Origin of the sequence: Actinosynnema sp. ALI-1.44 (assembly GCF_001984155.1) — a bacterium.
In the GTDB taxonomy this organism is placed as follows: Bacteria; Actinomycetota; Actinomycetes; order Mycobacteriales; family Pseudonocardiaceae; genus Kibdelosporangium.
In genome coordinates this window covers 285842-311058 of record NZ_MTQO01000050.1, presented here as the reverse complement: position 1 = coordinate 311058, position 25217 = coordinate 285842, and the positions used below count along the sequence as shown (strand labels likewise).

Below are 25217 nucleotides of genomic sequence, written 5' to 3'. Positions count from 1 at the left end.
CGACCAAGTGATTAGAAGTGTCTCTTTTGGGCAGCCTGAGCGTCTCTACCTGGGACTTCGTCTCTCAATCACTCGCACCACGGCGCGTCTGAGCCGTTGTTCTCACCAGTTCGCACCACGACCCGCACCACGATCGGTACAGCGCAACTCCCGGTCCAGGCTCGGCGTGTCAGGTCCGACAGGGGCAAGCTGGCTTCGTCCCTGAAGGTGCTGCGCAGGTGTCAGTCCGTCGATGTCGACGAAGACGGCGCTATCTGTGGGTGTCCGGTAAGGAATGATCGCGGAGCTTGTGCATATGAAAGCCACATGCCAGACAACAGGTGAGCGAGTAACGCGACCCGTTGGGTCCCAGGCTGCACTCCTATGCTCATCGGGTCGATCATCATTCCGGGCCCGGAGTGAACCGGCCGTGAGCGCAGGTCGTAGACCTTGTTCATTACGCTTCTTCGGCGTTTAGCGAGGCTTCCCTTTCGCTTCAGGTTAAATGCGGATTCAAAGTATTCGTTAGCGATGATCTCATCGATCGTGTCTGGGCAAAGCGACAATCCGGCATTAATAAACCTGGTGACTGCTCGTTCTGTCCGCCAGTCTGCGTTAGGAACGCACAGAGATTCCATTCCTGCTACGAGCAGAATAGTTGCGATGTCGCTGTTGGTTTGTCGGATAGCCGCATCGTAAGCTACGAGCGCCCCGCGTAGCTTAAGCATGGCCTCTTCGCCGCTTGTGGTAAAGACCTCAAACAGATCTGTCGAGATTCCTTTTTTAGCCAGGGTGAGGATATTTCGATCGTATCGTTTCGACCTAGCTTCGCCTGCGCGCTCTTCGGATATTAAGTCGGCTGTGATGTTCGTGCGATCGACTGGTCGCCCCATTGCGAATGAACATATTAGGCGCGCCATCTCTAGGTAATCTTCGACGATCTTGTTTGTAAAAGGGCCGGGGCATGGTCCTGGTGCGAATATGCACACTTTGATCATTGTGGATGGTGCCCACGGCGCTTCGTTATTGTCAACTGATTCAGGTTGAAAGTCCAACAAGACCCGGTCTAGTAATATTCTTCTCTCCCCTGATATGACAGTTCCTTCCTCGATCAATCGTATCAGCTGAACGCTTACGATGCTGTTTATGTCCGGCGCCGGAGATGTTAGTACGGCCTCATGGTAAATGTCCTGGCCGGTGTCCTGTTTGTCGGCGGCTTCGCAAGCGCGTTGAAAGATAGATGAAATAGTCTGCCTGTCGAACTCCGAGTCAACTTCTAGACGCCAACTGGAATCATCATTGGATCTGACGATGCTGAACCCTTTTTGGTCATCGTTTGTGAATCGCCAACTGCTTTCAACCATGGCATTTCGAGACGACTTTCCGGATGTTTGAGTGTTGACGATCCCTAGCTCTTGGCTGGCCAGTAGTTGAACCCACTCAAGCGTAAGCAAGTTGACGGCCATCGCGGGAAGGTTGGTCATGTGGTTCATCCAGACAGGCTAGCTCTCGGCAGAGGATCCTGGTGTAACTCTAAGGTGTACTTTTGTGTGTCGGATAACGATCCAGGATCGTCTGGATGCGCCACTGCTGTCGAGCAGAACCGATTGTTTGGATGAGGTGTGCCGCGCGGTATGCATGACTTCTCGCCTCGCGCAGGTCTCCTAGCTTGCAAATTGCAATTGCCAAGTCTGTTTGGAGCGCGGCTTCGGCACGGGCGAACGACGGATCTAGCTGATCGAGTGCGGCAAAAAGAGTGGCTATAGCGTCGGGCGTTCCGAGTCTTGCTAGACCGTGCCCTCTCCACCGCTGCAAGTGCACGGGATGCAGTGCGACGTATGGTCCGTCGAAAGCGGAGCAATCAAGTGGCAATAGGTTCTCAGCGTCATCAAACGCTTCGACGCTTTCCTGCTTGCGCTGGCACGCGGCAAGTGCCTCACCGTGTGCGGCTGCAAGCCATGCTTGGAGAACGGTGGGTGACGAAATCGCTGCGTGGCGGCGACTCGTCGCCAAGAGTTCGGCGGCAACTTCGGGCTTGTTTGCGTCTATAAGTACAAATGCGTGTTGTGCACGTGCGTGAATCTCGTAGACGATAGAGCTAGATTCGCGAGCTGCTGATTTTGCCTGCTCATAATACTGCCAAGACTCAACTGGGTTCCGAAGGTCTAGAGCCTGCCATCCTGCGAGCATGCATAGCTCTGAAAGTAGCTCGCCCAATCGGGCGCGAGTTGCAGGTGAGATGCTGAATGAGAGTAGCACTTCTACCTGCTTTATCTTCACCCGTACTTCATCATGTGTGATCATGGATCCCATTTTTCGATCCATGTAACGCAATTCCTGCAGCTGTTTATGGAGCACGTCTATGACTGTATAATCGACGCGTGCTGATGTTTGCAGTCTCTCCTGGAGTGAGGGGTTGGAATCTTCTCGGCGGGCTAGGATAGCGGGTGGCGCAAGCAAGTCGTCAATATCAACATTGAAGATGCGCTCTAGAAGTCTTGCGGTGGTAGGTCGAACTGGTCCAAGTGGACGGTCGTTAGAACGCCTCCCTGCGATGAGGCGCTGAAGATGTCGAACGCTGAGGGTGCCGTGCTCTTTGTGCTCACGAGCAAAGGTCTCGGCGTACTCGACAAACTCTTCGAGGGTTTGCCTGCGCTCCCAGATGAGCTGTTCGAGCACAGTCCGCGCCGGTCGATGCATGGGGTAGGTGTCCGGCATCGCCTGCCTCCGGTCCTCAGGTCGTCTATAGGTCGTTGCAAGTCGTCTGCAGGTCGTTCACACCAGAACGGGCTGACGGCAAGCTGATTTCAGTCTGACACAGTCACGAGTCGGCTTGTTGGGCTGTCCGGCAGAGCGGAATCGCTCGACTGTGCCCCAGTCGCCGGACGAAGGGTCACGGTTGGGGACTCCATTGGTCCATGTGCCCGGCCGTGACCCTGGCCGCCATCCGTCGTGCGATGAGTCGTGGCCGGAGCCGGGCGAGGTCACCGACCCGCGACTGGACCGGTCACGACTCTCCACATTCGACATGATCGTGAAGGGAGTCTGGACCATGCAGACCACAACGAAGCAGCCCGACGACACTGAGCAGGCCCCACCGACTGGCGTCCCTGATCCTGCCGACCAGCAGCCGCTGTGTGACGCGGACGAGTTCGACGAACTGATCCTTCAGGTGGTGGCCAATGAGGCGCCGCGCGTGTTCGCGGTCGTGGCTGAGTACGGCACGCGCGTCGATGCGAGGTGTGTCGCGTGGGGCATGGCGTTCGAGAAGGCCGCCTACGCGGTGAGTATCGACGGACGCAGGCAGTTCCTCCTGGAAAACCCGGACGCCGCACTCAAGTACTTCAAGGTCGTCGGCAGTGTCACCACTCGCCTGGTGTGGTCGGACCCCGGCAAGGTCCTGCCGCCGGAGCCCGAGGAGGACTAGTGCCTGGCATCGTGATGATCGACCAGCCACCGGGCCAAGGAGTCCGAATCTGCGCCGCTTGCAAGGGTGAGTTGCAGCGTGCGGAGGTCAACGCCGACTATCCCCCTGACGGTCCACTGCGTGAGGCGACGCCCTACCGGCGGATGACTGGCCTTGCGGCTCATGCCGGGCTGGACGTGTTCGAGCTGCCCGCGGACAACGCGCAGGGGCTCGCAGGCGCGGTACAGGTTGTCGTTGATCGTGCCGGGAAGACACGTGCGACGGTGGGTCTCGCGCAGGACTTGGACGAAGGTCTGCGCACAGACGTTCTGGCCTTCGCCGTTGCGCTGTTCGCTGACCAAGCCGATCGGATCCAAAAGACACCCAACAGCGCCATCGGTATTCGGCGTGAGCCGCAGCCTCCGGACGCGACGGGACCCGGACACGTGGCGTGGCACATGGCCGAAGCCTGCGGGAGGGAGACGACGTCCGCCACCTTCACGGTGGTCGAGCTGTAAGCAGGCTCCACAAGGGAATACGTGACGGGTGTGACGGGTCATTCGGGGACCCGTCACACCCGTCACGTCATAGTTCGCCCAGCTCAGGCCGGTCTCTACCCGTCACGGCGGTTGTGACGTGTTTGGTTCGTCGTGACGGGTTGTGCCGCCCTGTGTGACGGGTTCACTCGTCAACATCAGCCTCACCGCTGTCGTCGATGGCTGCGCGTATGTCAGCGGTGAAGTACCCGCGTACCTGCCGTGTCGATCCATCCTCGCTGTAGATGCGTTCTCGTCGTGAGCGGCACCCCAACTCAGCCATCTGTCGCCCGAACGCGGTCGGCTCCACTCCCAACGCCTCGATCAGCTCGGCCGTGGGTACGAATGGCCGACTGTCTACTTCGTCACCGAGGTACGCCACGACCGAAGCAAGGGGCTCGACCACCTCCAACACCGCTTCGTCGGTCTCGTCGTCGCTCGTACCGCTCCCGATAGCCCTGACCAACACCGCTTGGTCCAACTCCGATGCGGCGTCCTCGCCCACGGCGTACCCGGTCAACGTTCCGGCTGCCTCGCGGAGTGCGCGTCCGCGTTGGCAGATGTTCTGCCAGTCCTGGTTGGACATGTAGTAGGTTCGCAGTGTCGTCGCTACCACGTCGCCGTTGCTGGCTTCACCGTCCGGCCGCAGAATCCCGACACCCTTGTGCGACGCCAGCAGTGTGGAGGCGTCGTATCCTCTGGTGTTCATCTGCTCGCCGAGGATGATGTTCGAGTCACGCCAGTCCATCACCCGCAATGCGAACCGAGAGCCAAGCACCGCCCGCAACCGCGACGGGATGGTGTTCGAGTCCGGCCGCTGAGTGGCCGCGATGACGACGATGCCCGCCGCTGGACCCTTGCGCACCAACCACGTCAGCAGGTCGCCGACGTAGTCGCCAAGCTTCACCTTCCTGCCATCGACTTCTACAGTTGTCTTGTCTTCCAACGGTATGTGCGCTTCGTCGATGATGACCGCGGTGACCGGCATGTCGACGTTTGGATCGCGGCTGATCGCTGGAGTGATCTTTGATTCTGGGCAGATCTCGTCGTCCAGACTTTGCATGCGTGCGTACCGGGCTTGCACGTCAACCACCAGTGACTCCAGCCACGCCTTGAACAACAGAACGTGGTCGGTGTCATCGCCGGAGAAGAATCGGTAGGCGCACTGCTCGCACGCTTTCCAGTCCTTGCCACCCTTGAAGTCTGCTACGTACAACCGTGCGTACGGATCGAGAATCAGCCCAGCGGCGGCCAACCGTTCCGCCATCGTCTTGCCGTGTCTCGGCAGCGCACCGATGAGAAGCGAAGTCCACACCAGTGGGAGGTCTACCCGGCGGTCGCGTGGGTCACGGCCAAACGGCACTGGCCGCCATGCATCCCACGACTCCGCCCGTAGCAACGGCGTCGGCGGTGAGTCCTTGGCGTAAGGGTCCGCGTCGGCAACCCACATCGCCACTCGCCCAGCGTGGCCGCCCGCACCGCGCACACGCTCCACGATCAACTGCACTTCATCCACTGCAAGGGCAGATGCGAGCGCCTCTCGGTGCTTGATCACATCGGCGGCCTTGCGAGTCGCCGGGAGATCCACGGTGATTGCCCAACCATCGCCTGACCGCGTGGCGCGCTCGACCAACCGCAGGCCCTCATCCTTGCCGATGAGCTTCGCGTCTCGGAAGGCATCCACGAGCACCTGCGGGTCCATCGTCCACGTCAACGTACGTGGACCGGCCAACGCTGCCTTACGACCCGGACTGCCATCCTTACGCCTACCGACAATCGCCAACACCACCGCTCCGACCAGACCAGCGATCCAGAACGCGTGGACGCCGTAGAGCAGATCACCCAGGAGCATCACCAGAGTGGCCGCGAGTGTCACGGTCCCTGTGACCTTCCACCGGAACAATGTCAGTGCACGAATGTCGGTGAACTTGTCCGCCAGCTTCGACGCCTCTTCGGCAGCGGTGCGGTAGTCCTGGACCGTGACCCACCGACGCCATGCCCGAACTGCCACTACCACGCCACGGACCACCGCGCCTACGAATCGGAACGGGTACCGCATCGCCGCAGCAACGGCGTCCTTGGCCGCCTGAACAGCTTGCGCGCGGCTCTTGAACGCGCTCGGCACACGCGGTGAACGCCGCCACCACGACGCCAGCCGTCGCCAGAGTGGCGACGGGTGAACGTCCTGCCGGGCGTCGCCGTTCACCAATTCAGCGTCCAGCACCGGCCCGACGTGCACGACGTTGTGAACGCCTGCGCTGTTCACCAGGTCACGAGGCACACGGTCGACTGTCATTGCTCTGCCTCACTTTCCGGTGTCTCATCAGAGTCAATGAGTGACTCCAGTTCGGACACAAGGGCGGCGGCCAGGCGTGACGACAAGCCCCGGGAACACGTGGTGACCTGTCGAACCCACGCAGGAGTTACCGCCACGCCGGGTTGCCATGCCGTCCTGGCCTCTGCCATGTAATCCGCGAACAACTTTCGCCGCCGCGCCAAAGGCCGACGCGCGACAGGCGACGTCTCGCCCAGCGTCTCGTGAACGGGCGTTGCTCCGGCTGGCGTGTTCACGGCGGTTGCGTTGGTGAACGCCGCCGTGACCGCTTCGGTGAGCTTGTCGCGTAGGTCAGTGATTGCCTCCGCCGCCACGAACACCACCAACGGCGGCACCGAATGCAACACGATCCCCGACAACGAACCAGCCGCATACGACGACCACGTGTTCATCACGTATGTGGCTGCGAGCGTGAACCACTTTGCCCGCCGCACCCACGCTCCGGTCTGGACCTGGTACCGCGCGGTGACCTGCTCTGCCCGCAGGATAGACAGCAACACCAGAGACACTGTCGGATCGAGCAGCCACGCCGCCAGCCACGGCAGTGACCACGCAATCGCTCCGGCGGCGGCGAACTGCTGAACGTTGGTCATGGTGAACGCCAGACCAAGCACGATCCCTGCCCAGCACAACCGGTCCACCTGTGACCGCACTTGCTCCACTCGAAACGCGATCACATCCGGATGTGTCTGGTACGCGCGGAACTCTGCCGCCTCTGCCGCGTCCCGCGCCAGCTGCTCGACACGGTTGGCCGATCGGCCGGCGGGCCGCCCGAAGGCAGCCCGCCCTTCCGATCCTTGTTGCTGTGCAACACTTTCCGTGTTCATCGCCGGTCACCGCGGCTTCGGCGACGATCGTCCATGGTGGATACCGTCAACGCCTTGGTGAGTACATACCCGGCCAGGAGGTCAGGCAGAACGAGTACCACCAGGAGCAGGGTGACGTTGCCAGAGTGCGTGATCACCAACCATTGCACACCCACCATGAGCGCTGCGGTGAACGTCACCCGACCAGCCAACGACACCAGACGTGCGCCAGTCCGCGCCGCGTCGGCAGCTGCCCGTGCACGCTTCGCACCCACGCGCCAGACGAAGAACAACGCGAGCAGGACTCCAATGCCGGTCAGGACCTGTTGCGGAGTAAGGCTGACTGTCATTCCGGCTCACCTCCGTCGGCGTGCTCGCCGGGACGGTCACCACGAGCTCGCCACAGTGGATAGAGCGCTCGTCGATCGCTTTCCGGCATGGCGCCCCAGATCCCTACCGTGTCGGTGCCTTGGGTACGCAGTTCCCACTCCAGGCAGTGGTCTTGCACTGGGCATCCCGCGCAGTACCGGAGAGCAAGTTCACGATCCGGCGTGTCGATGCCGGTCAACATGTCTGCCGGGTCGTCGTCGTTGTAGGCCCACATGCACAAGCCTTGGGACCTGACGATGTCGGCAAGGACGTCCGTTGGGACGTTCCGCAACCGATCCAAACGTGCGGCGATGTTCTCCAGTCGCTTCTTGTCGTCGGGGTTCACCACCGCGCACCCCCACGCTGCTCGAACTCCCGCGCTGCGCGACGCTCGGCCGCCAACTGCGCCACGTCAACGCAACCGCCGGACTCGGCGACTTCCGCCAGCAGGCAGTCAATGGCCACTGCTGGGACGACGTAACGGGTGCGCAGGCGGACGGCGGGGAAGGCGTCCTCCCTGATCGCCCGGTACAGCGTGGCCGCGCCGACGCGGAGAATCCGTGCCGCTTCTCGGACTGTGTAGAACGCCGGTGGACCGGCGTTGGGCATAGCTGTGCTCATTGAGGAATCCCTGTGTTTTGTGAATCGGCGTAATTTCAGCCGATAATTCACGCTGATATCAGCGTGCTTGGCACACGAATGGTCCAACCGCGGGCGCTATTGCTTGGTCCCGCCCACCGAATCACGGAGTACGGCTAATCTCGGTGGTGAGGCGGAGCGCGGAGGAATACGTGACGGAAGATTGGGCGGCGGTCGCGAAGGCCATCAACGAGCGCGTGAACGAGCTCGGGATAAAGCAACGCGTCCTTGCTGAACGCTCGGCCGTTTCGCAGGCCATCATCCGCGAGCTTCAGTACAACACCGTCGAACGCCGACGCGGTACGCGCACGCTTGAAGCCCTGTCTGTGGCGCTCGGCTGGCACCCTCAGCATCTGACTGCCGTGCTGGAGGGCCGCAGGCCGCCCGCACCCGGCGATCCGATCGAGTACGCCGACGATCCTGTCGCAAACCGCCTGTCCGCCATCGAAGGACGGTTGGACGAGATCGCCGAACGGCTTGACACGATCAACACCAGACTGACGACAGTGATCAACCGTGCGGATGAGAACCGGCAACGGTAGGTGCCGCTTCGGCGGTCCCGCCAGCAACCCGCACTGGGTTGCTGACCTGTCATTTCGTGTCGCGTTCATGCCTACAGAGAACGGCATTTTCACGCGCTTCCACAGTTGGCTTCGGTTAACCCTTGTCCTGTTAACTCGAATTAACTTCGCAGGTCAGGGTAGTTATTCGGCCAAGGAGAGAGATGGCTGGAACCAGGCTTCAAGCGGTGAGAAAGCAGCTCGGCTACTCCGCTGAAGAAGTGATCCGGATGCTTCTGCATCGTGCGGATGCACTCGCGCTTCCGGTGATGTCGGCGGCCAGCATGAAGACAAAGATGTCTCGTTGGGAGAACGGTCGGGAAGCTGTCAGCGCGCAATATCAGCGCTTGTTTCGCGACGTCTACGGCCGAACCAACGAAGAGCTCGGTTTCCCGCCAGAGCAGGACGACAACGACGCCGATGAGCTCATCGCTCGCATCTCGGTCGCCCGCAGTGTCGATGCGGGGATGATCGAACTGTTCAGTCAGCAGGTCGAGAACGCTCGGCACGTCGACCGGCGGTTCGGTGGCGTGGTCCTGCTCGACCAGCTCCGCAGCACCATCAAGCAGATCGAGGAACTACTGACGTTCAGCACTGCGCAGGGGCACCGTGAAGCGCTCGCCGGAGTCCTCACGGAAGCCTCTGCCTTGGCTGGGTGGGAAGCGCTCGACCGTGCCGCGTTCAACCAGTCGTGGGACCACCACGAGCGCGCCAAGGCCGCCGCGCATCAGGCACAGTCACCAACGCTGCTTGCGCACGCTACGGCGCAGCAGGCTTTCATCCTGATCGACCTTGGTCAGGTGCACGGCGCCGTTGAGCTTCTGGCGTCCGCTCGTACGCTTGCAGACCACGCCGCGCCGTCCCTCTTGCGTGCGTGGCTTGCCGCTGCACATGGCGAGGGGCTGGCCGCCGCTGGACACCGAGACGAAGCGCTCCGGGCGTTCGACGCTGCGGACGCACTTGTCCCTGCTGATCCCGTGGACCCAGCCCTGCCGTTCCTGTTCCTTGCTGACTCGCACCTTGCTCGGTGGCGAGGCCACGCACTCGCACGACTCGGCGAACCGGACGCCATTGACCAACTCAGTCACACGTTGCCTCGCGTGCCTGCCGACTTCATTCGTGGCAAGACGGGTCTGCTCGTGGACCTCGCTGTTGCCTACGCCGCCGCCGGGGACCGAGAAGCCGCACTCACCTATTCACGTGAGGCGAAGCGGCTTGCCAACCAGATCAAGTCCGACCGGCAGCGACGTCGACTCAGCCGCCTAATCCTGCCCGGCAGTGCCGATACCGCGTGAGGCCACGTAGTACAGCAGGGGGACCAACGCTCCTGCGCCCAGGAGCTGTTGCTGTGCAGCCAGTTCCGGGATTCGACTCAATGGAACCCACTCCAAGCGGCCGACCTCCTCCGTATCGGTTGGCTCACCGATCTTCTCGGCGTCGCGCCACACGTACACGTCCGTCTTCGCCGTCACCTGGCCAGGCAACGGCTCGAAGCCGATGAGGTGCTCCGGCTCGCCGACCGGCCGCCAGCCGCTCTCTTCCTCGATCTCCCGCGCTGCTGTAACCGCTGGGGCTTCACCCTCTTCCACCAGACCACCGAGCAACTCGTACCCCCACTGCTCGGTGGCGAAGCGGTAGCGCCACAGCAACAAGACCTCGTCCTGTTGGTTCACAATCATTCCGATGGCGATCGGTGCCAAGTGGACTACGTGATAGTCCCAGCGTTCACCGTTCGGAGCCTCAACGTCCACAAGTCCCAAGCGGACCCATCGGTTGTCGTAGACCAGCCGCTCGCCATACGTCTTCCACGACCCATGTGCCTCAGTCACTGAGGCAGCCTACGGATGTCAAGTGTGCCCAGCGAACCTTGGGTAGGAGTACGCCGGAAGCGAATCGTTATCGCAGGCTGGTAACTCCAAGTTGCTTCAAGCGATAGCCACCATACGATCAGTAGAAGGGTGGATAATTATGTCTAACCCGTGGGACTCGGTCCCGTCGCAGTCTCATCCGCCTGCGCATCTTGTTGTTTGCCCGTACTGTGAAAATCCGGTGATGGGCGAGATTCGTGGAAGTGTTGAATATAGAAACTGGGAAGAGTGTCCGCCGTATTTGCTGGAACTTCTGCGCTGTAACCAGTGTGGTCAAGGTTTTTTGATGTGTCGTGAAGACTATGACGATGGGTGGGGTGACTTTGTCCGACTCTGGCCCAGTCACGGTCGGCCGCTGAGTAATGCAGTTCCGGAGAAATTGCGTCGTGAGCATGATGAAGCACGGAAATGCTACGACTCCAGGGCGTTTACTGCTGCCGTTGTAATGGTGCGCCGCACTCTTGAGGGTGTGTGTATCGAAGCTGGGATAAGTGAGCGAATTCTGGTTAAAAGTCTGAAGGAACTTCAAAGCCGAGGAATGATTGACGGTCGGCTTGCCGATTGGGCGCAAGAGTTGCGGGTTCTTGGGAACGAGGGGGCGCATTACACCGGTAGGCCGGTTTCTCGGGAAGATGCTGTTGATGCGCTTGCATTTTCCGAGGCGCTTCTAGACTACATGTTCGTGCTCGCTGCGAAATTTGATGAATTTAAACAAAGGAGAGCTGCGAGTTCTAGTGACAACGCTGCCAGTCAGGCGGATGCGGTCTGAGCTTGCCGTGCTCGCTCATGCTGCGATTACAGCTGTTTGCGCCTAGATTGTAGATCGACGATTGTTGCGCTGGGTGGAGCGGTTCGTGAGGAGGTAACGGTGGTGCGTCGTCCACGGGTCGCCGCGACGAGCCCAAGGTTCTTCAACTCTTGAATCGCGCGGCTCGCGGTTGAAGACGCGACGCCGTACTGCTGGGTTATTTCGACCAGGGTCGGCAATGCGTCACCAACCTTGAGTGCGCCGCATGAGATAGCCCCCTGTAGGTCTGCAGCAATCTTCAGGTACGGGCTATTCGGCGGCTCGGGCGTCAACGTGGAGACGGCTGCGCCCTCGGATTCGAACGCGATAGGTGGGGTTGGCATGCGTGAAGGTATGTCCTTGACCGCTCGTTGATCAGACTCGGAAACCCAAGCGGTGTATACGCGGAGCGTGGTAGTTCCGCCACCGCCGTGGCCCAATCGTCCAGCGACCGTGCGCGGGTCGACGCCTGCGGCGATCAATTCGGTTGCCGAGTAGTGGCGTAGCTCGTGGATGTTCATGTCCCAGCCGAGCTTCTTGCACATTCGGACGTACCGTTGCGACACCGAGTCTGGTTTGAGCGGTGTGCTGTGGTCGAGCGACGCGGAGAACAAGTAGCCCTCCGGGGCAATCTTCTGAGCCATTTCGGCAGCGAGCGCCTCGCAGAGCTTCAAATACAACCGCAGCAACATCACAGTGACGGTGTCTAGGGCGATGCGCCGCTGTTGGTGGGTCTTCGTGTCCTTCACCCTGATCTTAGCGCCGTCCTGACTGACGCTCGTGGAGATCGTCAACACGGCTTCGTCCAAGTTCAACTGGCCCCAGCGCAGCGCGCAGAGTTCACCTCGACGGACGCCGGTCACCATCAGTAGCCAGATGATGACGCCCCACACGAGGTCCCTGAATGCCTCGTTGACTATCGCTGCGGCCTGGCTGGCAGTCGGGGGAGTGGGCTTGGGTGCTGGAGCCTTGGGCGGCTCGGTTTGTTCGAGGGGGTTCACGCTGAGCCAGCGCCAGCGGACAGCGCGCTTCAGCGCGCCACTCAGGCACCAGTGGATCTGGCGGATCGATGAAGCCGACAGTCCGACACACTTGTGAGGGCCACAGCGGTGGTCGCACTTATGCGGGCGCTCCGTGCGGTGCTGGATGTACCTACGCCCGCCGCAGTGCGCCCGGCAGGTGCGCAGCACGGCGTAGAACGAGTCCAGCGTTTCGCCGTCCAGCTTGCCGACCTGGAGTCCACCGATCAGGGGCCGGATGTGATTCCGGATCGACCGCTCGTAGCCCTGTCGGGTGTTCGGGTCTACGTCGATCAGCTCAAGGTAGCGATCCATGAGCTGGTTGACGGTTGCCTTGGTTCGAGGGTTTCGACGCTCGTTCACCTCGTTGATCAGGCGAATCCTGACCTTCTCGGCCTCGTCAGCAGCGTTCGGCCCGGCTGGGATCGTCTCCGTCAGATAGTGACGTCGGTCACTAATGGGGTCGATTCCTGCATAAATTTTGACGCGCAGGGAACCCGAGGGGAGTGTCTCGATCTCGCCGCGTTGGCGCCTCTTGGGCGCAGTCTTCGACGTGCCCATGTGGCGAGGGTAACACCGTTCGCACCACGAGTAGCCCCACGGAGGACGCGGTAGATCGACTCACAACCGTTTGACCTGGGTGCCCCCGGCAGGACTCGAACCTGCGACCAAGTGATTAGAAGTCACTCGCTCTATCCGCTGAGCTACGGGGGCTGAGGGCGGCAGGTTATCCGCCTTCAGAGGGGTGATCGTTCGACGGCGCCTCAGTGTTTCTGAATCGCACCAGTCTGGGTGAACAAGATCACCGAGGTAGGCGGCCCACCGGTACCGGTCCGCTGGACGCTCTGGCCACCAGGACGACCGGGATGGTCACCGGGCCGTCGGTCTGTCTGCCGTCCAGCAGGCGAAGTACCTGCTCACCGGTCTGTCTGCCCTTTTCGAGCAGGTCCTGGCGCACGGTCGTCAGCGGTGGGTCCGCCCAGGTCGCCGCCGGGGTGTCGTCGAATCCGACGATGGTGAGGTCACGGGGTACGACGAGATCTATGTCACGTGCCGCCCGGATTGCGCCGATTGCCAGTTCGTCCGACATGCACAGTAGTGCGGTTGGCCGAGGGGTTTGGGCCAGCAGCCAACTCGCGCCGCGCCTGCCGTGTTCGCGCAGGCTGTCCGGGGCTTCCCAGACCGGTGCCGTCGCCGGGAGGTGGTCGAGGTAGCCGTTCAGCCGCTCGACTGTGACCTGGAACTCCGCTGTGTCGATCCGCTCTCTGGTCATCGGGCCGGTGTGGCCGTCCGGGGAGAGATCGAGGCTGAGGACGCCGACGTCGCGGTGGCCGAGCGCGACCACGTGCTGTGCGGCCAGTGCCGCTCCTGCGCGGTCGTCGACGCGTACGTCCGCGTCGGTTTGGTCGACCACGACGAGCGGGAGGCCGCGTTGGCGGACCGCGGTGATGGCGGGCGCGTTGTCCGGCAGCGAGTACGCGATCACGACGTCCGCGTGCACCCTGGCCACCGCCGCGGGGCTGGGGCCGCCGCCGTCGGGGCCGCCTGGCATCAGCACGAGCGACCGTTCGCCGGTGTCGACTGTGGACGCCAGGGTGTCGAGCATGATCGACAGCGCCGGGTCGGAGAACGCCGCGGACAGGCCGCGGTCGAGCATCACGGCGACCGCGCCGGACCGCTGGGTGGCCAGGCTGCGGGCGATCGGGTCGGGCCCGGAGTAGCCCAGGCGCGCCGCCGCGCTGAGGATCTCCTCGCGCAACCGCTCGGACAACTGGTCCGGCCGGTTGTAGGCGTTGGACACCGTCGCCCTGGACACGCCTACCTCGCGTGCCACAGTGTCGAGCGTCGGTCGCCTGGAACTCACGGCCCAAAGCGTACTGACCTACGCCCGCAGGACGGGCAGGAGCTGCGCCTCCTCGTACGCGAAATGATCTTCCAGCTGGTCAACGAGCTGGTCGAAGCGGGTTTTCAGCTCGTCCGCCCGCAGGTCCGCGCCGAGCAGCCGCCTGATCTCGCCGAGCGCCTCGGCCACCACGCGGTGCTCGCGCCGCACCCGATCCAGCACGCTTCCCAGCTCGTCGCCCATCTGCGCCAGTGCGCCGTCTTCCTTCGAGTGGTGGGCGTGCAGGTTGTCGCAGTACGCCAGGCAGTGCGTGATCAGGCTGCGTCCGAGGTCGCCCGCGCCGAGGTTCTCGCGCAGCCTGGCGAGCTCCAGCCGTAGCTCACCGTGCGCTCGTACCAGCTGGTCGGCCATGGCTTGCCTGCGTTCCGGGGTGGTCACGGGCTGCCTCCTGGATAACATGAGCCGGAAAGGACTTTGCTTTGAAAGCAAAGTAGCTATATATGCAAAGGTATTGGTGAGGGGTGGCCATGTCAACGGGCCTGGAGGTCGACGACGCCGTCCGCGCGTTGCTCCTGCTGATGCCGCGCATGGTCGGCCGGGCCAAGAAGATCAAGGTCCCCGACGAACTGCAGTCGCTCGCGCTGGCGCCCCGGCACCTGTCGCTGCTGTCCTACCTGCTCTTCGACGGCCCGATGACCGTCAACGACCTGGCCGAACGCCTCGAAGTCGCCCCGGCGACGGTCAGCCTGATGATCGGCGACCTCAGCCGCAAAGGCATCCTGGAACGCCGCGAGGACGACGACGACCGGCGCCGCCGGATCGTGAGCATCACCGAACGGCACCGCCCCGCCATCGACGAGTGGCTAGCCCGTGGCGCCAAGGCGTGGCAGAACGCGCTGCGCCCGTTGACCGCAGAACAGCGGCGGCTGTTCGTCCAGACCCTGCTGGCCTACGAACGCGGCGTCACCGAGGCGTAGGGATCAACGCGAACGCAAGCGGCGCAGCATCCGGGCGTCCTCGAAACCGACCATCCGCGCGGCGGACTCGACGGTGGTCCCATGGCCGATGAGGTGTTGGGCGCGTTCGACACGCAGCGCCTGCTGGTACTTCAACGGCGTCATGCCCGTGGCGCGCGTGAACAGACGCGTGACCGTGCGTTCGCTGCAGCCGCTGAGGCGCGCGAGTTCGGCCAGTGACAGCCGGTCGGTCATCCGCGTCTCGATGACGTCCTGGATCCGGTGCACGGTCTCGTTCACGTGCGACCGGTGTTGCAGCAGAACGCTGGCTTGGTGCTCGTCGCCGTTGCGGCGCGCGTACACGACCATCGTGCGTGCGATCGCTGCGGCCGCGGACGGGCCATGGCGTGTCGTCACCAGGTGCAGCGCCAGGTCGATGCCGCTGGCGATCCCCGCCGAGGTCACCACCCGGTCGTCCACGACATAGAGCACGTCACGTACAACCAGGGCACGCGGATAGCGGCGTTCCAACTCGTCCTGCAGCTCATGGTGGGTCGTGCAGCGGCGCCCGTCGAGCAAGCCCGCGCGCCCCAGCACGTCCGCACCCGCGCACACGCTCGCGACTGTGCCTCCCGCGGCGTGGTGGTCACGCAGCCAGTCCAGCGTCGCGCGAGTCAACGCCCCGGTGCCGGCCAGACGCGGCGAGCGCCAGCCGGGCACCAGCACGAGATCGGTCGCGGACAACGACGGCAGCACGGGATCGGCCTTCAGCACGACGCCCTGCGCGGTGGGGATCTCGGCCTGCTCACCCACGTACACCAGGTCGTAGCCCAGGCCGAGGTCGGCCGCGCTGGAATACACCTGCGCGGGCCCCGAGAGGTCCAGCAGGTGCAGTCCAGGCACGAGCAGGAACACCACTCGGGTCACGATCCGGTCAGCTCCGCCACAGTCCTGATCGTCGCGAACCGGCCAGCGAGTGCGTACTCCGTGCGCTCGATCAGTTCCCTGGTGCCGAGCACGGCACCGGTCTTCCAGTGCGGCAGCGGGGTGGTGGCGGTGGCGTCGGTCACGAACGTCATGTCGAAGCCGAGGTCACTGCCCACCCGTGCGGTCGTCTCGCAGCACTGCTCGGTGCGGATCCCGCTGACGAGCAACTCGCGGATCCCCAGCGACGTCAGCGACTGCTGCAGGCTGGTCGTGGTGAACGCGTTGTGCGACGTCTTGGTCAGCACGGGCTCGCCGTCGAGCGGCTTGAGCCCGTCGATCAGCCGGACGTGCCCGCTGGCCGGGTCGAACACCGTGCCGGTGCCCGGCTCGCTGTGCAGGACCCACACGACGAGGTCGTTCTGCGCCCTGCTCAGCTCCACCAGCCGGTTCACGTCGTCGACGATGTCCGGGTTGGACACCTCGGCCCAGTTCGGCCGCTGGCGGAAGGATTCCTGGACGTCGATCACCACAAGCGCCTTGGTCATGCCACCACTCTCGTCGATCCGCGCCTGCCGGGGAAGGCACGTCACGGCCGGGATGCGGACGGATCCGGTCACGTATCAGCCATTTGTCAGCGCGCACCGGATCCATGTCAGCACGCCCGGTCAAGGTCACCTCATGACTGGATACGACACCGCGCTCAGCTTGCTGGCGGCGAATCGGCCCACCCTCGTACGGAACGCGACGATCATGCCGCCGTGGGCGACACCGACGGGCAACCCGCTGGAGATACCCGCGCCGGACGGCACCGCCGTGGTGTTCCGCCGTGACTTCAACCTGTGGATCCGTACGGGCGGTGAGGAGCATCCGCTGACCGTGGACGGCGACATCGACCACGACTACGGCGCCAGCCCGGACTACTACATGTACGCGGACTTGTTCACCAAGATGGGCCTTCCGCACGCACCGCCCGCAGTGCTGTGGTCCCCGGACTCGACGAAGGTGCTCACCCACCGCACGTTGCAGGAGGGCATACGCCGCAAGTACCTGCTGTCGTTCGACGAGTTGCGGTCGAAACGCTCAGCGCTGCCGGGGGACAAGGACATCCAGCACGCTCAGTTCGTGGTGATCGACGTGCGGACCTCAACGGTGGTACGGGCGAACGCCGAGCCGGTCGCGATGCCGATGCTGTCGCCGATCCAGATGAAGTGGGCGTGGTGGGAGGGCGACACCGTGTACTTCCTCACCCGCGAGGACGGGCTGCGCCTGCGGCGACTCGACCCAACGACCGGCGACGTGCGCACAGTGGTGCACGAGACAGGCCCCACGCGTGTGGTGCCGACACAGCACCCCATGCTTGGGCCCGCGGTGCGTGTCCTGCCGTCAGGCGAGGTGCTGTGGTATTCCGAGCGCGATGGCTGGGGGCATCTGTACCGGTACTCGGAGTCCGGTGAGTTGCTCGGGCAGGTGACGTCCGGTGCGTGGCTGGTGAAGCAGATCCTGTGGGCTGATTCGGAGTATGTGTACTTCCTCGCCGCCGGGCTCGTGCAGGCGGATCCGTACCGCGGCACGGTGTGCCGTGTCCGGTTGGACGGCACTGGCTTCGCCAAGGTGACTGATGACGACGTGGACCACGTGGTCTCCGTGTCGCCGGATGGCTCGCGCTTCCTGGACACCGCGTCCACGACCGACACCCCACCCGTGCACACGATCCGTTCGTGGGACGGCCAGGTCCTGGAGGAACTCGGACGAGCCGACGTCACGGGGTTGGTGGAGACCGGGTGGTCGGCTCCGGAACGGTTCTGCGTGAAGTCAGCCGACGGATCGACGGACGTGTACGGCGTGCTGTACCGCCCGCACGGGTTCGACCCTGAACGGAGTTACCCGGTTGTCGACCACACGTACCCCGTCCCCCTCACCACACGAGTCAGCGCGGGGTTCGACGCCGGATGGCACGGCTATGACGCGGAGGCGTTGGTAGCCCTGGGTTTCGTGGTGGTCGCTCTCGACGGTCGCGGGATGCCGGGGCGGGACAAGGCGTTCTTCGACGTCTCCTACCAGAACCAGGCGGCAGGCTTGGACGACCACGTGACCGCGATGCGGCAGTTGGCGCGGACACGGCCATGGATGGACCTCGACAGGGTAGGCATCTGCGGGATCTCCGGCGGCGGGTACGCGACGGTGCGGGCGATGCTGGACTTCCCGGACTTCTTCAAGGCCGGAGTCGCCTTGTCCGGTGTGCACGACCTGCGCTACACCGATCCCGCGAACACCGACATCTACGGCCCTTACGATCCGGCGACGACAGCTCGGTTCTCCAATGTGGAGGCCGCGGACCGGTTGGCGGGCAAGCTGATGCTGATCCACGGCGGCCTGGACGACCAGGCACCGCCGGACCAGACGTACCGCATGGCCGAGGCACTGATCGCCGCGGACAAGGACTTCGAGATGCTGATCGTGCCCCTCGCTGACCACGTGTACACGGGCTACGAGCCCTATGTCCACCGCCGCACATGGGACTTCCTCATCCGGCACCTGCGCCCGTCAGGTCCGATCGAGTCAAGCACGGGAGGCTGACAGTTCCGCCTGGATCCGGGCGACGTCGGGGTTGGCGAGGTCCGGCGTGCCCCGCATCCGGACCGACTCCGCCAGCAGCCGAGCCGCCTCCGCCGCGTCACCCGAGCGCAAAGCCTCGTCGGCGTGTCCAACAAGGACATGAGCGATCAGCGGCGCGCTGCGGGCGCGGCGTGCCCACGCCAGAGCTCCATGCCGGTCACCGAGCAGGTACCCGCGCAGGTCGGCCAGCATCGCCCGGAAACCCCAGTTCACGGTGATCCCTTCGACCGCTGCCTCGGCACGGGCCAACGCGGCTCGTGCGATCTCCACGTCACCGGACCAGCGGGCGATCTCGGCACGGGTGCCCGCCGCGGCGGTGACGGCGTCGGGCAACCCGATCCGTTCGGCGTCACGCTCGGCCGTACGCAACGTGTCGGCTGAGCGCCGATGGTCGCCGTGCAACCACAGCAACTGTGCCAACCGGAGCCGGGGTTTCCACGCGTCCTGGCTCGGCACGATCTCTTCGGTGACCGCGACGGCTTGCTCGTACACCGCGACGGCTTCGGCCAGGTCGCCCCGCCATGAGGCCAGGTCCGCGAGGCCTGCGAGGCAGTTGGCGATGCCCCAGCGTTCGCCGACCTCCCGGAACCCGGCCAGTGCTTCGCGCAGCCCGGCTTCTTCGGGGTGCCCGGCGTTGATCGACTGGGTGGCTCGGGTCAGTCGTGCCATCGACTGGACCCACGGGTCGTCCGAGTCGCCGCCGGTGGCCAGGCGCGCGATGGGATGCTGTCCGTCGAGTTGTCGTGCGGCGGCGATCCACTCCGCGGCGAGTTCCTCGTCGCCGTTGCCGAGGAGGTTGAACTGGGCGATGGCGGCCAACGCCGTCGCGCGCGATTCGTCGTCGACCTCGCCGGGCAACGCCAGCGCGCGTGCGCCGAGTTCGGCGCCCAGCACCTTGCGGCACCGCAGCGACCATTCGAGCAGCCAGTACCAGCTCGCCGCGGCGGTCAACCGGACACCGGTTTCCGCGTCGGTGGCGTGGCGTAGGGCCGCGTTGATGTTGTCGTCCTCGGCTTGGACGCGGTGCAGCCATTCCACTTGCTCCGCGCGGCGCAGGTGCGGGTCGGCGGTTTCGCAGAGCGTGGTGAAGTACGAGGCGTGCGCGCGGTGAACCTCGTCGCGGTCGGTCATCTTCTCCAGACAGTACGCCTTGATGGTGTCCAGCATCCCGTAACGATCACCCGCGACGACAAGCGACTTGTCCGCCAACGCCGTGAGCACGTCCAACGCGTCCGCGCCGCACACGGCTTCCGCCGCGTCGAGCGTCGCACCACCGGCGAACACCGCGAGCCCGCACAACACGGTCTTCTCCCGCTCGGACAACAGGTCCCAGCTCCAGTCGATGACCGACCGGAGCGTCTGGTGGCGGGGCAACGCGGTCCGGCTGCCCTGGGTGAGCACGGTGAACCGGTCGTCCAGTCGTGCGGCGACCTGGTCGGCGGGCATGGTTCGCAACCGCGCGGCCGCCAGTTCGATGGCGAGGGGGATGCCGTCCAACGCCCGGCAGATCCGGACAACGGCTTCTGTCGCCACGAACCCGGGATAAGCGCGCTCGCACAGCAGTCGTACAGCGGGATACGACAACGCGTCGGCCAATGGCGCGTCGGCAGGCGGCAGTTCGAGCGGGTCGACCTGACGGATGGTTTCCCCTGTAATACCAAGGGGTTCACGGCTGGTGGCGAGGATCCTGAGCGCGGGGCACTCGCCGAGCAGTTTGTCGGCCAGGCGCGCGACGCGGTCAACGAGGTGCTCGCAGTTGTCCAGCACCAGCAGCAACTCCCGGGTGCGCAACGCGACGAGATCCCGGATGCCCAGTGCGGCGAGGATCGCGGCGGGAACGTCGTCGGGGTCGGTGAGCGCGGCGAGTTCGACCAGCCAGACCTCGCCGGACAACGCCCGCGCTGCCTCGATCGCCAGGCGTGTCTTGCCGCAGCCGCCAGGTCCGGTGAGGGTGACGAGCCGGTGGCCGCGCACGAGATGCCGGACTTCCACGACGTCCGCCGTGCGTCCGACGAAACTGGTCAGTGCGGCACGCAGGTTGGTATCCGCTGCGCCATGGAGAATCTGTGAGTGCAACGCGGTCAGCTCGGGCGACGGGTCGGCGCCGAGCTCATCGGCGAGAGCGGCACGTGTCCTGGCGTACAGGGCGAGCGCGTCGGATGTCCGTCCCTCGGCGTCCAGTGCACGCATCAACGCGCCGACCAGCTTCTCCCGCAACGGGTTCTCGGCGACGAGAGCGGACAACTCGGCGACGGAGCCGTCGTGTTCGAGCGCGGTCAACCGCATCTGCTCCAACCGCGTGACGGCCGCGGCGAAGTAATCCAGGTCCCGCACGTCTGTCAACGCGGGCCCGCGCCACAGGTCGAGCGCTTCCCGCCACTGCCCGCCGCGCACGAGCTGTTCGAACACGCGGGTGTCCACGCTGTCGACGGCCAGGACATAGCCGTTCGCGTGAGCCTCCACCGCGATGCCGGTTCTGCGGAGTCTGGACACCAGCGCCTGCACGGCGTTGCCGGGCCGATGCGGCCGCTGCTCGCCCCAGACGCCGTCGACGATCCGCGTGACCGACACGGGATTGCCGGGGTCCAGCGCCAGGATGGTCAGCAACGCGCGCAGCCTCGCGCCCGGCACCGGGATGTCGGCGCCGTCCGCGCTGTGGACCTCCAACGGCCCGAGCAACCCGATCCGCACAGGGCGATTGTCTCTCACGGCATGGTTCCTCACAGCGGTGTGCGTGCGTGCCCGACCAGCTCGTTGAACCCGGGGGTGGCCGCGACCAGCAGAGCACCGTCCCACAGTCGTCCGGCCTGTTCCCCGGTGGGAACCCGGGACAGCACCGGCCCGAAGAAGGCGATGTCGTCCACCGCGACGATCGGTGTGCCGATGTGCGGCCCGAGCCGCGCCATGGCCTCGGCGTGGGAGGCGCGCACGGCGTCGTCGTACTCCGGTCCAGAGGTGGCCAGTGCGGTCGGCAGGCCGGCCCGTTGCAGGGCACGTGCGAAGTCCCCGATCCAGTCGTCGGCGCCGTTCTCCTGGTTCCACAGCTCGGTGTAGAACCTGCCGAGCGCCTCGTGGCCGTGCTTCTCGCGCACCGCCGCGCACACGCGCACCGGGTACCAGAGGTATCCCTCCGGGTCGCCTTCCGGATCGTCGTCGCGGCCCTCGTTGAGCACGGACAGGCTCATCACGTTCCACCGCACCGAGACCGGCCTGACTTTGGTGACCTCGACCAGCCACCGTGACGTCCCCCAGGTGTACGGGCATGACGGGTCGAACCAGATATCCACGACTGTCATGTGAGAATTCCTCGCTCGAGTGTGCGGATGACCGTCGCCGCGACGCCGTGCCGCGAGACGGTTCCCTTGTTGACCTCGTCGATTCCGGTGTAGACCAGCGCCCACAGCACGTGCTGGATCCACGTGGCCGTCGACTGGTCGTCGAAGACGCCTTCCGCCTGGCCCCGTTCGATCAGGTCCAGCACGGGATCGCCGGGCGGCGGCCCGTCGGGCTGGTCGACGCCGTAGTCCCGCATGACGTGCGGGTCGTTGAACAGGAACACCAGCCGGTCGCCGACGCTCAGGTACGCCGTGACGAGCCGGTGCAGCGCCTCGACGGGTGTTCCCTCGTCGAGCCGTGCCTCGGTGACCGCCTCGCCGATGACCTGGGCCGAGTCCTCCACCGCGGCTTTGATCAGGGTGTCGCGGTCGGGGTAGTAGCGGTGCACCGTCGTGCGTCCGACGCCTGCCGCTGCGGCGATCTGGGGCAGGGTGGCCGCGCGGTCGCGGGCGAGGACGGACGCGGCGGCGGCGAGGATGGCGGAACGGGTTCTCTCCACTCCTAAGTTGTACCACTAAAATCAGAAATGGAACGTCAGCGTTCCGTTTTGGTGTACGGTGTTCCGCATGGCAGTGACGACGACCGGCTTGATCCGGCACTTCCGGACGAAGAAAACCACGGTGGAGGCGGTGCGCGGGGTGGACATGGACATCGGCGACGGCGAACTGGTGGCGCTGCTCGGCCCGAACGGCGCGGGCAAGTCCACGTTGTTCCGGATGCTCACGACGCTGCTGCCGCCGACCGCGGGCACCGCGACCGTGGCGGGTCGCGACATCATCCGTGACCCCGACGGCGTACGGGCCCGTATCGGCTACGTCGGGCAGAACCACAGCGCGGGCGACAACTTCCGCGTCCGCGACGAACTCGTCACGCAAGGCCGCAGCCATGGCATGACACGCGTCGAGGCGACCCGCCGTGCCGACGAAGTGCTCGACCTGCTCGGCTTGCGCCCGCTGGCCAAGCGCACACCGAACACGCTGTCAGGCGGGCAACGGCGCCGCGTCGACATCGCGATGGGGCTGGTGCACCGCCCGGCTCTGCTGTTGCTCGACGAGCCGTCCACGGGCCTCGACCCGCACAGCCGTGCCGAGGTCTGGGAGCACATCCTGCGGCTGCGGGAGGAACTGGCGATGACGCTCGTGCTGAGCACCCACTACCTCGAGGAAGCCGACCGGATGGCCGAACGGGTGGTGATCATCGACCACGGCCTGGTCATCGCCGACGGGACGGCCGACCGGCTGCGCAAGGACCTCGCTGGCGACCGGATCGCGCTCACCTTGGAGAGCAAGGCCGACATGGCCAGGATTGCCGGGCCGTTCGAAGCGCACGGTGACACCGTCCACATCAGAGTCCCGGACGCGGCCGCCGCGCTGCCGCGACACCTGCGCGAACTCGACGCGGCCGGGGTGAAAGTCGTCGCCGCACAGGCTCTCCGGCCGACGCTCGACGACGTGTTCCTGGCGCTGACCGGCCGCAGCATCCAGGAGGCGGCGTGAAGTTCCTGCGCGACACCATGACCGTGTTCTCCCGTGAGGCCACGCCCGCGCTGCGCGACCCCGTCAGCCTGGTCTTCGCGATGGGCCAGCCGCTGCTGTTCCTCCTGCTGTTCGGGTCGCTGCTGGACACCTCGACGGGCACCGGCACATGGCAGTGGTTCGTGCCCGGCATCCTCGTGATGATGTGCCTGGTCGGCCCGATGGGCGCCGGGCACTCGCTGCTGGTCGAGCTGACCGGTGGCTCGATGGAACGCATGATGGTCACGCCGCTCAACCGGACCGCCATGCTGGTCGGCCGCAACCTCAAGGAAACGATCACCCTGGTGGTGCAGGCCGTGCTGATCGTCGCGGTGGCGATGACGCTCGGGTTCCGGCTCTACCCGGGTGGTGTGCTGGCCGGGCTGCTCATGCTGACCGTGTTCGGCGTCGGGCTCAGCTCGCTGTCGTTCGTGCTCGCCCTCCGCTCGCAGCCCAGCGGCGCCTTGTTCTGGGTGGTCACCCAGACCCTGATGTTCCCGTTGACGCTGCTGTCCGGCGTCCTGCTGCCACTGGAGCAGGGACCGGCGTGGCTGCGCGCGGTCGGCGCGGTCAACCCCGTGTCGTACATCGTCGACGCCCAGCGCGCCCTGTTCGCCGGGCGGTTCGACGACACGTCAGTGCTCCACGGCGGCCTGGTCGCGGTGGCGGTCGCGCTGATCGGCCTGGTGGTGGGGACCCGGTCGATGCGCCGGGGTGTCACGACGGGGGCGTGAACCAGCGGGCGTCGATCCGTGACAGCAGCATCCGGAAGTCCGGGCGCCGTCTGGCTTCCATGTCGAGCATGAAGTTGATGACCTGGTCGACCGACGCGTTCTCCGCGTCCAGCATCGGCCGCCGGTAGGTGTACGTGCCGCCCGCCAGTACCCCGTCGACGTCACCGGGGGTCCAGCCCAGTCCGTCCTCGATGCGGATCTTGGCGTCCTCGGTGAGCGTCGACTCCGGCTTGTTGCGGATCCGGCGCAGCGTCGGGTCGGAGATCTCGCCGCGCTTGGCGACGTCCTTCCATTCCAGCTTCTGCTCGAGGCGTGAGCGGTTCATCAAGGCGGCCAGCCGCTGACGATCCTCATAAGCGCTCATCAGCGCACGCTAGCGCGATGGGTTGTATTTCGCCGAGATTTCCGGCCAATTGGTCGGTGTCGACTTGTTGGGAGCGCTCGTGAGCGTTACTGTTTCGACCATGGCCCGGACACCGCTGACTTTGCCGTTCAGTGGCGCCCGGTTGCGTACTTGGCGGGAACGCGCCGGGCTGACCCAGCAACAACTGGCCGACAGGTGCGGCCTTTCCAGATTCCAGATTTCACGATGGGAGACAGGTGAGGCGAAACCCGAACCGGCCTCGCTCGGCCCGCTCGTCCTCGGCCTCGCCGAAGCGCTGCGCAGGACGGTCGGCGGCAAGGGCTCGTTCGGTCTGGACGATCTGCTCGACTGAACGGTCGCCCGGAATCGCGATCCGGAATCGTCGCCCATAGGGTTCCTTTTTCGAGACTCGTGTTGGTCCATCCTCGATCAAGGAATGTAGCGGCCCGCTCGTGCTCGAGCGGGCCGCTTCTTTTCGCCGCCGGTCGTGCGGCGTGGCGGCGGCGGGATTCCGGAATTCGATCCCCGCGCGCGACGTCCACCTGTCGTTCATCAACAGTTCACTGCCGACGGTCGCGAAAACCCGGATGATCCGGGATGGATGGTCATGGGCCTTGAGGGGA

The 25217-nt window shown here is 64.7% G+C and carries 27 protein-coding genes and 1 tRNA gene; 10 read left to right on the top strand and 18 right to left on the bottom strand.

The genetic code is table 11. The features are described 5' to 3' along the window. Positions 1-221: 221 nt before the first annotated feature. Positions 222-1472 carry a hypothetical protein gene (locus ALI144C_RS54815; protein WP_143231026.1) on the bottom strand — a complete coding sequence of 417 codons (1251 nt, stop codon included), beginning with the start codon at positions 1470-1472 and terminating at the stop codon, positions 222-224. Between the two features lie 40 nt (positions 1473-1512). Then, on the bottom strand, positions 1513-2697 hold the full coding sequence (locus ALI144C_RS33900) for a hypothetical protein (protein ID WP_076991269.1): 1185 nt from the start codon (positions 2695-2697) through the stop codon (positions 1513-1515). A 334-nt stretch (positions 2698-3031) separates the two neighbouring features. Here ALI144C_RS33900 and ALI144C_RS53675 point away from each other — a divergent pair, with 334 nt between their 5' ends. Then, on the top strand, positions 3032-3406 hold the full coding sequence (locus ALI144C_RS53675; protein WP_143231025.1) for a hypothetical protein: 375 nt from the start codon (positions 3032-3034) through the stop codon (positions 3404-3406). Next, positions 3406-3903: a hypothetical protein gene (locus ALI144C_RS33890; RefSeq protein WP_076991268.1), complete on the top strand. Its 498-nt coding sequence runs from the start codon at positions 3406-3408 to the stop codon at positions 3901-3903. The genes ALI144C_RS53675 and ALI144C_RS33890 overlap by 1 nt, the downstream gene beginning before the upstream one ends. Before the next feature lie 163 nt (positions 3904-4066). Here ALI144C_RS33890 and ALI144C_RS33885 read toward each other — a convergent pair whose 3' ends face one another. From ALI144C_RS33885 to ALI144C_RS33865, 5 genes are read right to left on the bottom strand one after another with little or no spacing between them, the layout of a single operon-like run. Next, the gene (locus tag ALI144C_RS33885; protein ID WP_237774448.1) at positions 4067-6217 is read right to left on the bottom strand and encodes a cell division protein FtsK; all 2151 of its coding nucleotides are present in this window, start codon (positions 6215-6217) and stop codon (positions 4067-4069) included. Beyond that, positions 6214-7083, bottom strand: a complete 870-nt coding sequence (locus tag ALI144C_RS57945) for a hypothetical protein (protein WP_076991267.1) — start codon at positions 7081-7083, stop codon at positions 6214-6216. The genes ALI144C_RS33885 and ALI144C_RS57945 overlap by 4 nt, the downstream gene beginning before the upstream one ends. Continuing rightward, entirely contained in the window at positions 7080-7412 is a 333-nt protein-coding gene (locus tag ALI144C_RS33875) for a hypothetical protein (protein WP_076991266.1), read from the bottom strand. The genes ALI144C_RS57945 and ALI144C_RS33875 overlap by 4 nt, the downstream gene beginning before the upstream one ends. After that, entirely contained in the window at positions 7409-7777 is a 369-nt protein-coding gene (locus ALI144C_RS33870) for a WhiB family transcriptional regulator (protein WP_076991537.1), read from the bottom strand. Before ALI144C_RS33870 ends, ALI144C_RS33875 begins: the two co-directional genes overlap by 4 nt. Beyond that, the gene (locus ALI144C_RS33865) at positions 7774-8052 is read right to left on the bottom strand and encodes a helix-turn-helix domain-containing protein (protein ID WP_076991265.1); all 279 of its coding nucleotides are present in this window, start codon (positions 8050-8052) and stop codon (positions 7774-7776) included. The genes ALI144C_RS33870 and ALI144C_RS33865 overlap by 4 nt, the downstream gene beginning before the upstream one ends. 170 nt (positions 8053-8222) lie before the next feature. Here ALI144C_RS33865 and ALI144C_RS33860 point away from each other — a divergent pair, with 170 nt between their 5' ends. After that, on the top strand, positions 8223-8612 hold the full coding sequence (locus ALI144C_RS33860) for a transcriptional regulator (protein ID WP_076991264.1): 390 nt from the start codon (positions 8223-8225) through the stop codon (positions 8610-8612). A 182-nt stretch (positions 8613-8794) separates the two neighbouring features. Beyond that, positions 8795-9925: a hypothetical protein gene (locus ALI144C_RS33855; RefSeq protein ID WP_076991263.1), complete on the top strand. Its 1131-nt coding sequence runs from the start codon at positions 8795-8797 to the stop codon at positions 9923-9925. Here the strand turns inward: ALI144C_RS33855 and ALI144C_RS33850 are convergent. After that, positions 9893-10459 carry an NUDIX hydrolase gene (locus tag ALI144C_RS33850; RefSeq protein WP_076991262.1) on the bottom strand — a complete coding sequence of 189 codons (567 nt, stop codon included), beginning with the start codon at positions 10457-10459 and terminating at the stop codon, positions 9893-9895. The two genes, ALI144C_RS33855 and ALI144C_RS33850, sit on opposite strands and share 33 nt — an antisense overlap. Positions 10460-10682: 223 nt before the next feature. Here ALI144C_RS33850 and ALI144C_RS53670 point away from each other — a divergent pair, with 223 nt between their 5' ends. Continuing rightward, the gene (locus tag ALI144C_RS53670) at positions 10683-11267 is read left to right on the top strand and encodes a DUF4145 domain-containing protein (protein WP_168211414.1); all 585 of its coding nucleotides are present in this window, start codon (positions 10683-10685) and stop codon (positions 11265-11267) included. Positions 11268-11293: 26 nt separating this feature from the next. Here the strand turns inward: ALI144C_RS53670 and ALI144C_RS33840 are convergent, their stop codons facing one another. From ALI144C_RS33840 to ALI144C_RS33825, 4 genes are all read right to left on the bottom strand, one after another. Continuing rightward, positions 11294-12865, bottom strand: coding sequence for a tyrosine-type recombinase/integrase (locus ALI144C_RS33840; protein ID WP_076991261.1), 1572 nt, complete (start codon positions 12863-12865; stop codon positions 11294-11296). Positions 12866-12945: 80 nt separating this feature from the next. Then, positions 12946-13018, bottom strand: a tRNA-Arg gene (locus tag ALI144C_RS33835). 88 nt (positions 13019-13106) lie between these two features. Then, positions 13107-14168, bottom strand: a complete 1062-nt coding sequence (locus ALI144C_RS33830; RefSeq protein ID WP_076991260.1) for a LacI family DNA-binding transcriptional regulator — start codon at positions 14166-14168, stop codon at positions 13107-13109. Between the two features lie 18 nt (positions 14169-14186). Next, positions 14187-14585, bottom strand: coding sequence for a hemerythrin domain-containing protein (locus ALI144C_RS33825; protein WP_076991259.1), 399 nt, complete (start codon positions 14583-14585; stop codon positions 14187-14189). 89 nt (positions 14586-14674) lie between these two features. On the opposite strand from ALI144C_RS33825, the gene ALI144C_RS33820 reads away from it, so the two are divergent. After that, positions 14675-15124 (top strand): MarR family winged helix-turn-helix transcriptional regulator, encoded by a 450-nt coding sequence (locus tag ALI144C_RS33820; RefSeq protein WP_076991258.1) that lies wholly within the window; start codon positions 14675-14677, stop codon positions 15122-15124. A gap of 3 nt (positions 15125-15127) precedes the next feature. On the opposite strand, the gene ALI144C_RS33815 is transcribed toward ALI144C_RS33820, so the two are convergent. Together ALI144C_RS33815 and ALI144C_RS33810 are read right to left on the bottom strand one after the other, a co-directional pair. Further along, entirely contained in the window at positions 15128-16030 is a 903-nt protein-coding gene (locus ALI144C_RS33815) for a GlxA family transcriptional regulator (RefSeq protein WP_076991257.1), read from the bottom strand. Continuing rightward, a complete protein-coding gene (locus ALI144C_RS33810; protein ID WP_237774447.1) occupies positions 16027-16647 on the bottom strand; it encodes a cysteine hydrolase family protein in 621 nt (206 codons plus the stop codon). The genes ALI144C_RS33815 and ALI144C_RS33810 overlap by 4 nt, the downstream gene beginning before the upstream one ends. 61 nt (positions 16648-16708) lie before the next feature. Here ALI144C_RS33810 and ALI144C_RS33805 point away from each other — a divergent pair, with 61 nt between their 5' ends. Continuing rightward, on the top strand, positions 16709-18607 hold the full coding sequence (locus tag ALI144C_RS33805) for a S9 family peptidase (protein ID WP_168211413.1): 1899 nt from the start codon (positions 16709-16711) through the stop codon (positions 18605-18607). On the opposite strand, the gene ALI144C_RS33800 is transcribed toward ALI144C_RS33805, so the two are convergent. The 3 genes from ALI144C_RS33800 to ALI144C_RS33790 are packed head-to-tail and all read right to left on the bottom strand — an operon-like array spanning position 18590 to position 22481. After that, on the bottom strand, positions 18590-21355 hold the full coding sequence (locus ALI144C_RS33800) for a BTAD domain-containing putative transcriptional regulator (protein WP_168211412.1): 2766 nt from the start codon (positions 21353-21355) through the stop codon (positions 18590-18592). The genes ALI144C_RS33805 and ALI144C_RS33800 overlap by 18 nt on opposite strands. An 11-nt stretch (positions 21356-21366) precedes the next feature. Further along, positions 21367-21942, bottom strand: a complete 576-nt coding sequence (locus ALI144C_RS33795) for a mycothiol-dependent nitroreductase Rv2466c family protein (protein WP_076991254.1) — start codon at positions 21940-21942, stop codon at positions 21367-21369. Then, the gene (locus ALI144C_RS33790; RefSeq protein ID WP_076991253.1) at positions 21939-22481 is read right to left on the bottom strand and encodes a TetR/AcrR family transcriptional regulator; all 543 of its coding nucleotides are present in this window, start codon (positions 22479-22481) and stop codon (positions 21939-21941) included. Before ALI144C_RS33790 ends, ALI144C_RS33795 begins: the two co-directional genes overlap by 4 nt. Positions 22482-22548: 67 nt before the next feature. Here ALI144C_RS33790 and ALI144C_RS33785 point away from each other — a divergent pair, with 67 nt between their 5' ends. Next, the gene (locus ALI144C_RS33785; protein WP_076991534.1) at positions 22549-23478 is read left to right on the top strand and encodes an ATP-binding cassette domain-containing protein; all 930 of its coding nucleotides are present in this window, start codon (positions 22549-22551) and stop codon (positions 23476-23478) included. Then, positions 23475-24230 carry an ABC transporter permease gene (locus ALI144C_RS33780; RefSeq protein WP_237774446.1) on the top strand — a complete coding sequence of 252 codons (756 nt, stop codon included), beginning with the start codon at positions 23475-23477 and terminating at the stop codon, positions 24228-24230. The genes ALI144C_RS33785 and ALI144C_RS33780 overlap by 4 nt, the downstream gene beginning before the upstream one ends. Here ALI144C_RS33780 and ALI144C_RS33775 read toward each other — a convergent pair. Further along, positions 24214-24594: a hypothetical protein gene (locus ALI144C_RS33775; protein ID WP_143231024.1), complete on the bottom strand. Its 381-nt coding sequence runs from the start codon at positions 24592-24594 to the stop codon at positions 24214-24216. The genes ALI144C_RS33780 and ALI144C_RS33775 overlap by 17 nt on opposite strands. A 100-nt stretch (positions 24595-24694) precedes the next feature. On the opposite strand from ALI144C_RS33775, the gene ALI144C_RS33770 reads away from it, so the two are divergent. Beyond that, complete coding sequence (locus ALI144C_RS33770) at positions 24695-24946, top strand: helix-turn-helix domain-containing protein (RefSeq protein WP_076991251.1); 252 nt, start codon at positions 24695-24697, stop codon at positions 24944-24946. Positions 24947-25217: the final 271 nt, after the last annotated feature.